This is a genomic window from Citrobacter freundii complex sp. 2024EL-00216 (genome assembly GCF_043945515.1).
GTDB classification, from domain to species: Bacteria; Pseudomonadota; Gammaproteobacteria; order Enterobacterales; family Enterobacteriaceae; genus Citrobacter; species Citrobacter portucalensis.
In genome coordinates, this window is sequence record NZ_JBIMRA010000009.1 from 84819 (window position 1) to 97167 (window position 12349).

Genomic DNA, 12349 nt, shown 5'->3' on the forward strand with positions numbered 1-12349 from the left:
GATTGCCGGATGGCGGCGTAAACGCCTTACCCGGCCTACGATACCGCGTGGCCGGATAAGCGCTGCGCCGTCAGGCGATAACAGAATCCTCTTGCGTGCTGGCGGCTAACTCTTCGCCCGCCAGCTGCAGCTGATACATCTGCCAGTAACGGCCTTGCGCCGCCAGTAATTGCTGGTGCGTACCACGCTCAACCGCCTGACCGCGATGCAGCACCAGAATGGTATCCGCATCGACAATCGTCGATAACCGATGCGCAATCACCACCAGCGTAGTGTGTTCACGGACCGCCGCCAGCGCGTGCTGAATGGCCTGTTCAGTACCGGAATCAATACTGGCCGTGGCTTCATCGAGGATCAGCACCTGCGGCGTTTCAACCAATACCCGCGCCAGCGCCAGCAGCTGTTTCTGCCCAACGGAGAGATTATTGCCCTGCTCGCCCAGCCGGGTATGAATCCCCTCGCTCAAGCCCCGAGCCAGTTCAGCCAGTTGCACGGTCTCCAGCGCCTGCCAGACCCGCTCTTCTGAGATATCGCGACCCAGCGTGACGTTTGCCAGGAAGGTATCCGCCATCACCACCGGATCCTGCTGCACCATCGCGATGCCCTGACGTAACGCACCGTGGCTCAGAGAAGACAACGGACGTCCGTCAAGGCGGATTTCCCCCTGCGTCAGCGGGTAATATCCCATCAGTAGGCTGGCCAGCGTGCTTTTGCCGCTGCCTGTGTGTCCGACCAAAGCCACAAAGCTGCGCGAAGGCACGGACAGATTGATGTTTTGCAGCACCAGATTGTCGTCGCGATAGGCAAATGAAACGTTATCCACCTCAATGTCTCCGCTTTTGAGCGGGCGATCGTCTTCACCATAGCGCTGACGAGGCCCGTCCATCAGTTCGAACACTCGCTCACCAGCGACAACCGCCTGCTGCAGCATTGATTGCTGGGTGGTCAGCTCGATCAGCGGTTCGTTCAAACGGCCGAGGTAGCTGATGAACGCGTACAGCACGCCAACCTCGATGGAGGTGCCAGAGGTAAAACTGAACAGCATCAGCAAACCGCAGAGGATTAGTGCCGAGAACAGGCTCAGCAGCGGACGCAGCAAAAAACCATCCAGTCGCAGGGTTTGCATACGCGCCATATAGTGCGAGCGGCTGGCCTCACCCATTCTCTCGCCAAACCTTGCCTGCTGGCGGAACTGCTGGATAACGCTCATGCCGTTGATGACTTCGTTAAAGCCATCGTTAATATCCGCCAGATAAGCGCGCACCCGGCGCACAATCGGGGTGCTGTAGCGTTGGTAAATCACCATCACCACCAGCACGGCTGGGAAAATGGCCATTGCCACCAGCGCCATGCGCCATTCCAGGCTGAACATTGCCACCAACATCGCGCCGATTAAGGCCGCGCTGCGCAGGACCGTTGCGACCACCGTCACGTACAAGTCGCGAATAACTTCAGTATCATTGGTCACGCGGGAGATAAGCTGCCCGACGGGCTGAGTATCAAAAGCGCTGAGCGGCTGACGCAGCGCAGCGTCCATTACGTCGGTGCGTAACTGTTGTACTACGCCAACCGCCGCCTGGTTAAACAGCAATGACTGAGCGTAATGCAGACCTGCCGCCAGCAGTTGCAGACCGACATAGGCCGCAACCAGCCCGGCAACCATCGCCAATGGCAGATTGTTCTTCGCCACCATGTTATCGATAAAATAGCTAATCAGCAGCGGACCGCTGACTTCCGCCGCAGCCGCCACCCACAGCATAACTACCGCAATCGCCAGCTGTTTTCGCCATGGGGAACCATACGCCAGCAGTCTTTTCAGAGTTGGCCATAATTGCCCGAAACTACGCATTAGCCGCCTCCTCGTTTATCTCTGGTGCATCAGACAGCGCCGCTTCAAGTTGCTGATAGCGGTACATGTCGCGATACCAACCGGGCTGTTGCACTAAAGATTCATGCTCACCGCGCTGAGCAATATGCCCATGCTGCATCACGATAATCTCGCTGGCTTCCGTCAGAGCCGATAAACGGTGTGCGCTGATAATCACGGTTCTGCCTTCGCCCCACTGGCGCAGGTTATGTAGGATCTGATGTTCGGTACGACCATCCACCGCCGACAGCGCATCATCCAGAATCAGAATTTCAGCGTTCAGCAATAACGCTCGAGCGATAGAAATACGCTGTTTTTGCCCGCCTGACAGCATCACCCCGCGTTCGCCCACTTCGGTGTCGTAGCCCTGAGGAAGACGTAAAATATCCTCATGAACGCTGGCAAGGCGCGCCACATGCTCGATCTCTTCCTGCGTGGCCTGCGGGCGTCCTAAGGCGATGTTATTACCGACGGTATCGGAAAACAGGAATGGTGTCTGGCTGACAACCGCCAGTCGGCTGCGCCAGCTATCCAGCTGTAAGCGCGTTAATGGGATATCATGAAAGCGCACATCGCCCTGGGTGATATCAAAATGACGCTGGATCAGCGACACCACCGTACTTTTTCCCGCGCCGGTCGGACCACAGATGCCCAGCATCTGTCCAGGTTTGAGCTGGAAATTCACATTTTCCAGCGCCGGGAGGGTGGTTTGCGGGTAACAAAATTCGCGAATCGCCACCGCCAGCTCACCGCGTCCTTCCGGCACCGGTTCAGTACCGTCATCCACTACCGGCGCTTCTGCCAGCATGGCGCGAATTCGGCTATACGCGGCGCTGCCGCGTTCGACGATGTTAAACATCCAGGCCAGCGCCAGCATCGGCCAAATCATCAGACCGAGATACATCATAAAGCTGGTGAGCTGCCCGAGCGTCAGCGAGCCGTGAACCACCATCCAGCTTCCCCCGGCAATCGCCAGCAGGTTAGCCATACCAATGGCGATATAAATCGTAGGATCAAAGCGGGCGTCAATGCGCGCCACACGCAGGTTTTTCTTACCGGTATCTTCAGCATCAGCGGCAAATAATGCCGACTGCCGATCCTCCAGCCCAAAGGCCTTGATCATACGAATACTGGTCAGGCTTTCCTGAGTACGATCGTTGAGACTGGAAAACGCCGCCTGCGCCAGCTTAAAACGGTTATGGAGTCGATCGCCGTAACGTTTGATCATCAACGCCATCACCGGCATCGGCAGCAGCGCAATGAGCGTCAGTTGCCAACTTATCTGCGTTGACATCACGATCAGCACCGCACACCCCATAACCAGCGAATCTACCAGCGTCAGCACCCCTTCTCCGGCGGCAAATACGACGCGATCGACATCGTTGGTTGCCCGCGCCATCAGATCGCCCGTACGGTGACGCAAATAAAATTCAGGATGCTGGCGACTCAACTGACGGTAATAATCTTCCCGCAGCTCAACCGCCAGTTGGTAAGATGCGCCAAACAGCAGCACGCGCCAGACATAACGCAGCAAATAAACCACCACGGCAATCAGGGCAATTGTCCCCACCCACATCAGCAGCAGCTCGGTGGTGAAGCGTTGAGTCGTCACGCCATCCACAATGATCCCGACCACTTTCGGCGGAATAAGCTGAAGGATAGCGATGATGATAAGCAAGGCCACTGCCCCGAGGTAGCGACGCCACTCCCGGCGGAAGTACCAGCTTAATTGAGCAAATAATCGCACGCGTTATATCCTGACAAGATTTCCGGCAATAAGCGCCGGGAGAATTATTCAATAGGTAGAGCAGTTGTGTATTTAATCTGTTCCATGGCAAAGCTTGAGGTGACGTCAGACAGGCCCGGTACGCTGTTCACCAGGCGCTTATAGAATTCATCATAGCTTTTCATATCAGCAACCTGCACTCGCATCAGGTAGTCATACTCCCCTGCCATACGCCAGAACCCCAGAACCTCGGGCATTCCGGTCACTTCAGTGACAAAGCGGCAATACCATTCGCTGCTGTGATGCTGAGTTTTGATCAGCACAAACGCGGTGAGTCCCAGCCCCAGTTTTTCTGGATCCAACAGGGCGACTCTGCCCAGCAGGATACCGTCATCCTCAAGTCGTTTGAGACGTTTCCAGCAAGGGGTGGTAGTCAGATTAACGGCATCTGCTAATGCCTGCAAAGAAAGGGTGCAGTCCTGTTGCAGTAAGCCGAGTAGCTTGCGGTCAATTTTGTCTAACATATCCACTCCACAGAGAAGAATTTTCTCCTTACATTCTATTTTAAAGGCTAAATGGCAACAATTTTTTCCGTGCTTTTCGCTATTCTGGGCACAAAATGACAAATGGATATCTATTAATGATGAATAGCTCCTGGGTTAAAAACGCCATCAATGAAATCAACGCGGATTATCAACGTTCTGCGGATACGCATCTCATTCGCCTGTCGCTACCGGCGTTCCCGGGCATTCAGCTCTATTTAAAAGATGAGAGCACGCATCCGACCGGGAGTCTGAAGCATCGTCTGGCGCGCTCACTGTTTCTGTACGGATTGTGCAATGGCTGGATCAAAGAAGGCACCACCATCATTGAATCATCGTCCGGTTCAACGGCGGTCTCTGAGGCTTATTTCGCTCGACTGTTAGGGTTGCCATTTATTGCCGTCATGCCTTCCTGTACGGCAAAACGTAAAGTTGAACAGATTGAATTTTACGGCGGTCGCTGTCATTTCGTGGAAAGCGCCTGCGAAATCTATGCAGCCTCTGAGCAACTGGCGCGTGAGCTGAACGGTCATTACATGGACCAGTTCACTTACGCTGAGCGCGCCACCGACTGGCGCGGCAATAATAATATCGCCGACAGCATCTTTCGTCAGATGCAGTGCGAGCCCAACCCCGTTCCCCGCCATATTGTGATGAGCGCCGGAACCGGTGGCACCTCAGCAACCATTGGCCGCTATATTCGCTGTCAGGGCTACGATACTCAACTGATGGTGGTAGACCCGGAAAACTCGGTCTTTCTGCCCTTCTGGCAGGATCGCGATGCCACGTTACGCAGTCCGGTAGGAAGTAAAATTGAAGGCATTGGCCGCCCGCGTGTCGAACCGTCTTTCATTCCTGACGTGGTCGATGAAATGCTGCGCGTGCCGGATGCCGCAAGCGTGGCCACCGCACACTGGCTGGAAACACAGTTGGGCCGCAAGGTCGGCGCCTCTACCGGCACAAACATGTGGGGAACGCTACAACTTGCCGCCCGTATGCGCGATGCAGGCGTTACCGGTTCGCTGGTGACACTGTTGTGTGACAGCGGCGAACGCTATCTGGAAACCTACTACAACCCACAGTGGGTCGACGCGCACATCGGTGATTTAACGCCGTGGAAAGCGGAGCTTGCCCAACTACTGAACACCCATTAATGGGATAAAAAAAAGCCAGACGCGAAGTCTGGCTTGCTGGAAGGGATCTCTCATTCGGGGGAATAAGGTAGATGTGGATTGTCCAGCCAATGCGTCAAAAAGTGTGACACTGCCTGATTACGGCAATGCCCAATCACCGATAAATGAGGCAGTTCAGCAATCAGTTGCGGCATCGCGTTACCCATAATCAGGCCGCGCCCAACGCTGCCTAACATTTCGCGATCGTTCATGGCATCGCCAAACGCCATACACTCGGCCATTGAATAACCTAAATAGTCGCTCAACACCGCCAATGCCGATCCTTTATTACAGCCCAGCGGCAGCACCTCAAGGCAATCAAACGCGGAAAAACAGAGATTCGCCTGTTCACCCAGCGCTTCATTCAGTTGAATGCGCAATTGGATAAGAGAGTCATGATCGCCGCAGAAGCAGACTTTGGTGACCTGATGCGCCGGAATACGTTTCACATCGACGATCTGATAGCGAAATCCGCTATACACATGCGCCTGCAGCAGCGAGGGGATCTCTTGTCTGGTGAACCAGCCATTGTCATTAAAGACATGCATGCTGGCGGTAGTGTCCCACTTCTGATGCAACACAATATCCGCGACATTCGGATCCAGATCCTGACGGTGTAACACATCGCCCTCAACAGAGTGAATGCGCGTGCCATTACCCGTGATCAAAAAGGCGTCCAGTGAGATCGAGCCTAAAATATGGCGCATCTCAAGCACATGTCGGCCGGTAGCAAATGTCAGAGTAATATCGCGTTCACGCAGGCGCGACAGCGTTGAAAGCGTTTCGTCACCTAAATGGTGATTCGGCATCAAAAGGGTGCCATCCATATCAAATGCAGCCAGACGAGCCATTTCTTTCTCCACACTGTGACGCGGTTAACTTGTGATCCAGTATCACCTGAGATATACGGAAGTAATAGTGAATAGATAAAATGAATTGTTCCGGGTTTCTCTACGCATAAACCGTTAACGAACATCCTGAAGGAAAAAGTATTAATGCGTCTGCTTAATCGCCTGAACCAGTACCAACGCCTGTGGCTGCCCTCGAACGGCGAACCGCAGTCGGTGACCGTCGGGGAACTGGCCGAACGCTGTTTTTGTAGCGAACGCCATGTACGTACCCTGCTAAAGCAAGCGCAGGATGCGGGCTGGCTGGAGTGGCATGCCCAGTCGGGGCGCGGGAAACGCGGGCAGCTGCGGTTTTTAGTGACGCCAGATTCACTGCGCAACACCATGATGGAACAGGCCCTGCAAAAGGGCGAGCAGCTTAGCGTACTGGAACTGGCTCAGCTGGCGCCGGGCGAATTGAGAACACTGCTACAACCGTTTATGGGCGGTCAGTGGCAAAACGACACGCCAACCCTGCGTATACCCTATTACCGCCCGCTCGACCCCTTGCACCCCGGTTTTCTCCCCGGTCGCGCGGAGCAACACCTCGCTGGACAAGTTTTCTCTGGCCTGACCCGGTTTGACAGCACTACGCAACGTCCCTGTGGAGACTTAGCCCACCACTGGAATATCTCCGCTGACGGCCTGCGCTGGGATTTCTATATTCGTTCCACCCTGTACTGGCATAACGGCGATGCGGTCAGCAGCACACAGCTACATCAGCAGTTGCTGAAGCTGTTAGAACTCCCCGCGCTGAATAAGCTGTTTATCAGCGTAAAGCGCATTGAGGTGACGCATCCCCAGTGTCTGACCTTTATTCTGCATCGTCCCGACTTCTGGCTGGCGCACCGTCTGGCAAGCTACAGCAGTCACCTGGCGCATCCTGAGCACCCGTTTGTGGGTACCGGCCCGTTCCGGTTGACGCTGTTTACTCCTGAGCTGGTGCGTATCGAGAGTCACGATCACTACCATCTGAGTCATCCGCTACTAAAAGCCATTGAATACTGGATAACCCCGCAGCTCTTCTCCCAGGATTTGGGCACCAGCTGTCGCCATCCGGTGCAAATTGCGATTGGTAAACCCGAAGAATTGCCTATGCTAAGCCAGGTAAGCAGCGGGATCAGTCTTGGTTTTTGCTATCTCACGCTCAGAAAAAGCGCGCGCCTGAATACGCAGCAAGCCCGTAGACTGATCAATATCATCCACCGTTCTTCCCTGCTACAAACGCTTGAAGTGGATGAAAATCTGATCACGCCAAGCAATGCTCTGCTGCCTGGATGGACTATCCCGCAATGGGATGAACTCGACGAGGTAGCGCTGCCGGAAAAGCTGACGCTGGCTTATCACCTGCCGGTAGAACTTCACGCTATGGCTGAACAGCTTCGCCAGGCGTTGGCGCTGCTCGGCTGTGAATTAACGCTTATTTTTCATAATGCTAAAAACTGGGATGGCGATCATCCCTTAGCCCAGGCCGACCTGATGATGGGCGACAGGCTGATTGGTGAGGCACCTGAATATACTCTCGAACAGTGGTTGCGCTGCGATCAGCTCTGGTCACATGTATTGAATGCGCCAGCATACACACATTTGCAAACGACCCTGGATGCTCTACAAATCCAGGCCGATGAGGACGATCGCCACGCGGCTTTACAACAAGTTTTCGCCACGCTAATGCATGACGCTACCCTGACGCCACTGTTCAATTATCACTATCGCATCAGCGCGCCACCGGGCGTGAACGGCGTACGCCTGAATCCTCGTGGCTGGTTCGAGTTTACCGAAGCCTGGCTGCCACCTCCTTCCGCGTGAAGAAGCTGGTCGACGGCACGCCCAGGCGCTACCATAAGGGCTTCGTTATTTTGTCAGGAAAAGCCATGAAACGTGCCGTTGTTGTATTCAGTGGAGGTCAGGACTCCACGACTTGTCTGGCGCAAGCGCTGCATCAGTATGATGAAGTGCACTGCGTGACCTTTGATTATGGTCAGCGCCATCGCGCTGAGATTGATGTCGCACGTGACCTGGCCTTAAAACTTGGCGCGCGCGCGCACAAAGTGCTTGATGTCACATTGCTCAGTGAACTGGCTGTCAGCAGCCTGACCCGCGATAACATTCCGGTACCCGATTACGAACCGGATGCGAACGGCATTCCCAATACCTTTGTGCCAGGACGCAATATTCTGTTCTTAACGCTGGCAGCAATTTACGCGTACCAGGTGCAGGCAGAGGCGGTCATTACCGGCGTTTGTGAGACCGATTTCTCCGGCTATCCGGACTGTCGCGATGAGTTCGTTAAAGCCCTGAACCATGCTGTAAGCCTGGGGATGGCGAAAGATATTCGCTTTGAAACCCCACTGATGTGGATCGATAAAGCCGAAACCTGGGCACTGGCCGATTATTGGGGCAAGCTGGACCTGGTACGCGAAGAAACACTGACCTGCTATAACGGCATCAAAGGTGACGGTTGCGGTCACTGTGCGGCGTGTAATCTGCGTGCCAACGGCCTGAACCATTATCTGGCGGATAAATCGGCAGTGATGGCGGCAATGAAGCAGAAAACCGGGTTAAAGTGATTGTATTGCCGGATGGCGCTTTGCTTATCCGGCCTACATGCAGTTGCAGCAACTCTTGTAGGCCGGATAAGGCGCTTGAGCGTCGCCTTCCGGCAGTCGCAGCCACTACTGCACCATCTGCTCCAGTTTTTCGCGCAACTCCCCTTCCAGCGGCAACGCTTTTTGCGTTTTCAAATCAATACAAACGAACGTAATCAGCGCGTCTGCCACCACCTGCCCTTCCGGCTCCAGAATAATGGTCTGATTTAACACACCACTTTTGCCATTTAACTGTTGAACCTGACTGGTGATAGTCAGCAGGTCGCTCAGCACCGCAGGTCGTCGGTAGTTGATATTAATATTCACGACCACAAAAGCGATGTTGTGTGCTGTCATCCACTGAAAGCTGTCGCTGTTTTCCAGACCATCCCAGCGGGCTTCTTCCAGAAACTCCAGATAGCGGGCATTGTTAACGTGCTGATAGACATCAAGATGAAAACCACGAACTTTGATTTGTGTTTGCATAGCGCAGGAGCCTTACGTTGTTTTTATAGGAACAGATTTTTGGGTAAAGAGGTCATAACTGGTATGACCTCTACAGTCTGGCAAACTTTCAGCGCTCTGCAAGTTATTAAAGTGTTAAAACTGCCAGGTTACGCTCAACCAGTGAACTGCCCAAGCCCGGCACCTGCTTTAAATCGTCCACCGTTTTAAACGGCCCGTACTCCTCACGATAGCTCACAATCGCCTGCGCTTTCTTTAGACCCACGCCATTCATAACTCGCGCTAAATCCTCCGCAGAAGCGTTGTTGATGCTTACCCTGGTGCCCTCATCGTCGCTTGCTTTAGCGGGCTGTGTGGCTTTGCTTTGTGCCGCCCCTGGGTTTTCCGCTTTGGTTTGAGTCGCCTGGCTTTTGGCGACAGGCTCAGCCGCCAATGCGGTTTGGGCCATACCAGCGCAGGTCAATGAAAGAGTGATAAGCAGAGCTTTGATTCCATGTTTCATACTGTTTTCTCCTTGTTTGTTAACAGTGGAATCACGATAGCGAGGTGCAGAACGGCAGACAAACGGCAAATATCAGAAATGGAAAAGGCCGCGAAAGCGGCCTTTGGTAGATACAACTTTTTGCAATTTTTTGCGAACTGCCTCGGTTATTGCTGCTGTTCCAGCGCATCCCCGATTTTAATTTTTGCGGCTTTACGCAGGTTGCTCATCAGCGCTTCGAAGACAATCTGCGCGTTGTTCTGAGTGATCCCCTGAACCATCGCTTTCTTCTGCGCTTCAGGCATAGAACCGGCTTTCACCTCGTCCAACGCCAACAGAACAACGTTACCCTGCATGTCGTTCGCGACGCCGTAGCTCGGTTTGTCTTTCGCCGGCAGGCTCAGACCAAAGGCAGCCTGGCTCAGCGGATCCTGACCCGTACGGCTCAGCGTTTTCGCCTCGCCAAAGCTCAGACCCGCCGCTTTCATCGCTTCATCGCCTTTACCGGCTTTCAGATCCGCCAGCAGTTTATCGGCATCAAGCTTCGCCTGCTGCTCTGCTTTATTGTGCTTAACGAGCGCAGTTACCTGCTCTTTCACTTCAGCCAGTGGCTTCACGGCTTCGGCTTTGTGCTCTGCAATACGCAGCACGAACGCACGATCGCCGTCCACGGTGATGATATCGGAGTTACTGCCAGGCGTACCGTTCTCACCAACCAGACCACCATTGAAAATGATGTCAGCGACTGGTTTGAAATTCAGTTCTTCCGGCAGGCTGTCACGGCTAAACCAGCCCGTTTCAACCGCTTTCATACCCGCAGCCTGCTCTGCACCCGCCAGAGATTCGTTATCATTGCTGGCCGCGTCGCTGACTTTCTGCTGCAGCGCATAGTACGCATCCAGCGCTTTTTCCTGCTTCACTTTTGCCGCAATCTCGTCACGGGCTTCGCTCAGCGGTTTAACTTGCGCAGGCTGTACGTCGTCAAGACGCGCAACGAGGAAACCAACGGAAGACTTAATTACGCCAGACAGTTGGCCTTTTTCTTTCAGACCAGCATTTTTCAGCTCATCCGGGGTGGTGGAATCTTCCAGCCATCCCATATCGCCGCCTTTACGGGCAGAGATGATATCGGCAGATTTTTCTTTCGCCAGCGCAGCAAAATCACCGCCTTTGTTCAGCTCGTCCAGTACCGCTTTGGCTTCATCTTCCGTTTTGGTCTGAATGATGCTGTAGCGGTTACGCTGCGGCTGAGTGAACTGATCCTGATGCTGGTCATAGTAAGACTGAATATCAGCATCGCTGGCCGTCTCCTGCATAGCAGCGGCGTCCAGCTTGATGTAGCTCACGCGGAACTGTTCCGGCGTCATAAAGTTGTTTTTATTCTGCTCGTAGTAGCTGGCAACTTCCTGCTCGGTAACAGACTGCTTCGCGGCCAGTGCGTTAACGTCAATCGTCGCCTCGCGCACGATACGCTGCTGTGCGACCAGCGCCGCCAGTTCGTCCGTTTCGCCTTTCAACATGAAGTCCGTACCGGCAACACCGTTAATCAGCTGCTGTGTCGTAAGCTGATTACGTAATGCCTGAGCGTACTGGTCTGCAGTCATTCCCATTTGATTGACAATCGCGTTGTAGCGGTTGTTATCAAACTTGCCGTCCACCTGGAACGCAGGCGTGGCGAAAATGGCCTGTTTAACCTGATCGTCGCTGATGTTGAGCTTAAGCTCGCGGGAATACTGATCCAGCAGCGCTTCGTCAACAAGACGATTCAGCACCTGCTGACGCAGCGTTTTCATATAACCTTCGTTCGCGGCCAGCTCGGAGTATTGATCGCCCAGCTGTTGCTGCATGCGGTTACGTTCACTGTTGAACGCATTCTCGAACTGCCCGCGGCTGATCTCCTGGCCATTCACTTTGGCGGCGAAGTTATTGCCTCCGCCAATCAGGTAACCACTCACGCCGGTCAAAATGAACGACACGATAATGATACCGAAAATAATCTTGAGCACGAGACTGTTAGCAGCCGTGCGTAAGCTGTCCATCATGGTGTAACCACACTCCGCTGTAGATGACTATACGCGTTATCCTCTCTGCTGCCCCCGCGTTGATGACAACAACGGCAACAAGGATTTTGAGTATATATGCTTCACGCAGCATAGCGTTTCCTGAACGCTGCGCACAAAGGTCTATTGTGACAAGAAACAGGGGCAATTGTCAGCCCACAACGCGTAGAAAGTACCGGAATTACAAATAAAAAAGGCACATCAGTCGATGCGCCCTTGTACTTCGTCACATCCCCAAAGGGGAAATCACTTAGTTTACCGCGTCTTTCAGTGCTTTACCTGCACGGAAGCCCGGTACTTTAGCCGCGGCAATGGTGATCTCTTTACCTGTTTGCGGGTTGCGACCAGTACGGGCAGCACGCTCTTTAACGGCAAAAGTACCAAAACCTACCAGCGCTACGTCATCACCTTCTTTCAGAGATTCGGTAACAGAAGCAATAATTGCATCTAACGCACGTCCAGCCGCAGCTTTAGAGATATCAGCCCCTGCAGCAATTTTGTCGATCAGTTGAGATTTATTCACTCTTCTCTTCCTCTTTATAATTTATATCGCACCTGAAT

Annotated in this window: 11 protein-coding genes; 3 read left to right on the top strand and 8 right to left on the bottom strand. The window is 53.7% G+C overall.

Going from position 1 to position 12349, the window contains the following annotated elements; translation table 11 throughout:
- Positions 1 to 70: 70 nt before the first annotated feature.
- From ACHHZ7_RS13785 to decR, 3 genes are read right to left on the bottom strand one after another with little or no spacing between them, the layout of a single operon-like run.
- Positions 71 to 1849 (bottom strand): SmdB family multidrug efflux ABC transporter permease/ATP-binding protein, encoded by a 1779-nt coding sequence (locus ACHHZ7_RS13785; RefSeq protein ID WP_060682651.1) that lies wholly within the window; start codon positions 1847 to 1849, stop codon positions 71 to 73.
- Positions 1842 to 3614 carry a SmdA family multidrug ABC transporter permease/ATP-binding protein gene (locus tag ACHHZ7_RS13790; RefSeq protein ID WP_395149122.1) on the bottom strand — a complete coding sequence of 591 codons (1773 nt, stop codon included), beginning with the start codon at positions 3612 to 3614 and terminating at the stop codon, positions 1842 to 1844. The genes ACHHZ7_RS13785 and ACHHZ7_RS13790 overlap by 8 nt, the downstream gene beginning before the upstream one ends.
- A 44-nt stretch (positions 3615 to 3658) precedes the next feature.
- Positions 3659 to 4117, bottom strand: coding sequence for a DNA-binding transcriptional regulator DecR (gene decR / locus ACHHZ7_RS13795; protein WP_003831023.1), 459 nt, complete (start codon positions 4115 to 4117; stop codon positions 3659 to 3661).
- A 116-nt stretch (positions 4118 to 4233) separates the two neighbouring features.
- On the opposite strand from decR, the gene ACHHZ7_RS13800 reads away from it, so the two are divergent.
- A complete protein-coding gene (locus ACHHZ7_RS13800) occupies positions 4234 to 5289 on the top strand; it encodes a PLP-dependent cysteine synthase family protein (protein ID WP_220471131.1) in 1056 nt (351 codons plus the stop codon).
- Between the two features lie 50 nt (positions 5290 to 5339).
- Here ACHHZ7_RS13800 and cof read toward each other — a convergent pair whose 3' ends face one another.
- On the bottom strand, positions 5340 to 6158 hold the full coding sequence (cof, locus tag ACHHZ7_RS13805; RefSeq protein WP_060682653.1) for an HMP-PP phosphatase: 819 nt from the start codon (positions 6156 to 6158) through the stop codon (positions 5340 to 5342).
- A 144-nt stretch (positions 6159 to 6302) separates the two neighbouring features.
- Between cof and ACHHZ7_RS13810 the strand changes: the two genes are divergently transcribed.
- Together ACHHZ7_RS13810 and queC are read left to right on the top strand one after the other, a co-directional pair.
- Positions 6303 to 8003 carry an SgrR family transcriptional regulator gene (locus ACHHZ7_RS13810; RefSeq protein ID WP_048214789.1) on the top strand — a complete coding sequence of 567 codons (1701 nt, stop codon included), beginning with the start codon at positions 6303 to 6305 and terminating at the stop codon, positions 8001 to 8003.
- 65 nt (positions 8004 to 8068) lie between these two features.
- Positions 8069 to 8764 carry a 7-cyano-7-deazaguanine synthase QueC gene (gene queC, locus ACHHZ7_RS13815; protein ID WP_043015404.1) on the top strand — a complete coding sequence of 232 codons (696 nt, stop codon included), beginning with the start codon at positions 8069 to 8071 and terminating at the stop codon, positions 8762 to 8764.
- Between the two features lie 105 nt (positions 8765 to 8869).
- Here the strand turns inward: queC and ACHHZ7_RS13820 are convergent, their stop codons facing one another.
- The 4 genes from ACHHZ7_RS13820 to hupB all read right to left on the bottom strand — a co-directional run bounded on the left by ACHHZ7_RS13820 (position 8870) and on the right by hupB (position 12329).
- Complete coding sequence (locus tag ACHHZ7_RS13820) at positions 8870 to 9268, bottom strand: YbgC/FadM family acyl-CoA thioesterase (protein WP_032942538.1); 399 nt, start codon at positions 9266 to 9268, stop codon at positions 8870 to 8872.
- A 106-nt stretch (positions 9269 to 9374) separates the two neighbouring features.
- On the bottom strand, positions 9375 to 9749 hold the full coding sequence (locus tag ACHHZ7_RS13825) for a helix-hairpin-helix domain-containing protein (protein ID WP_060682654.1): 375 nt from the start codon (positions 9747 to 9749) through the stop codon (positions 9375 to 9377).
- A 146-nt stretch (positions 9750 to 9895) separates the two neighbouring features.
- Positions 9896 to 11770: a peptidylprolyl isomerase gene (gene ppiD / locus ACHHZ7_RS13830; protein ID WP_003831016.1), complete on the bottom strand. Its 1875-nt coding sequence runs from the start codon at positions 11768 to 11770 to the stop codon at positions 9896 to 9898.
- A 268-nt stretch (positions 11771 to 12038) separates the two neighbouring features.
- Entirely contained in the window at positions 12039 to 12329 is a 291-nt protein-coding gene (hupB, locus tag ACHHZ7_RS13835; protein ID WP_219352570.1) for a nucleoid-associated protein HU-beta, read from the bottom strand.
- Positions 12330 to 12349 lie beyond the last annotated feature (20 nt).